Source organism: Arthrobacter sp. TB 26 (assembly GCF_000427315.1).
Taxonomy (GTDB): Bacteria; Actinomycetota; Actinomycetes; order Actinomycetales; family Micrococcaceae; genus Arthrobacter.
Genome location: NZ_AUPJ01000036.1, coordinates 1 through 699, shown reverse-complemented (window position 1 = coordinate 699; position 699 = coordinate 1). Strand labels below are relative to the sequence as shown.

Below are 699 nucleotides of genomic sequence, written 5' to 3'. Positions count from 1 at the left end.
GCCGCGGCCACGCCCGACGGGTTTGGCGACCGCTGCCAGCAGCACGGTCTTTGCCGGGCTGCGGACGGCCTTGCCGACGCGGTCCCCGATGATCAGCACGGACGCCAGAACCAATCCGGCTTCACCCGCCAGGGGTGCCAAGGCGAGCAGGGGCACACAGACCGCGGTGAGGCCATATCCGGCCAGTGTAAATGACCAGTACCGGCGGGTCCGGTCCGCCCAAGGCCCGAACAGCAGCCGGAGTCCCTGCGCTGCAGCCTCCGCGGCGCCCGTGACGAGTCCGACGAGCAGCGCGGAGGCACCCAGCTGGGCGAGCAGGGGACCGGCCAGCGGCCGGGCGCCGTCGGAGACGACGTCGGCGGCCAGGCTGACGAGCCCGAACCCGATCACCGGGCCCCAGACGATGCGCCGGTTCACGCCGTGCGCCGCAGATCGCCCCGCGCGCTCGGGGGCTGACACGTTTCGGCGGGGCCGGTCCATTTTCCAAGGCTCGCGGTTCGTCCGCGCAAGGACAAGGGCCCGGAGGCCTTTGCGTGGGGCTAGGCGGTCTTTCGGAGGCCCACGGAGGCCCACACCATGACCATGAGGCCACCGGCCGCCAGCAGGATCGCGCCTGTGACTCCGCGGCCGCCCCGGTCATCGGACGTCGGACGCGCTACGGCCACTGGGCCCGGTGCTGTCGGGATGAACGCGGCGGGG

At 73.0% G+C, this 699-nt stretch carries 1 pseudogene; it reads right to left on the bottom strand.

Features of this window, described 5'->3' with window-relative positions:
* Positions 1-417 (bottom strand): annotated as a pseudogene (locus K789_RS0100630) (MFS transporter); the annotation flags it as partial.
* Between the last annotated feature and the right edge of the window lie 282 nt (positions 418-699).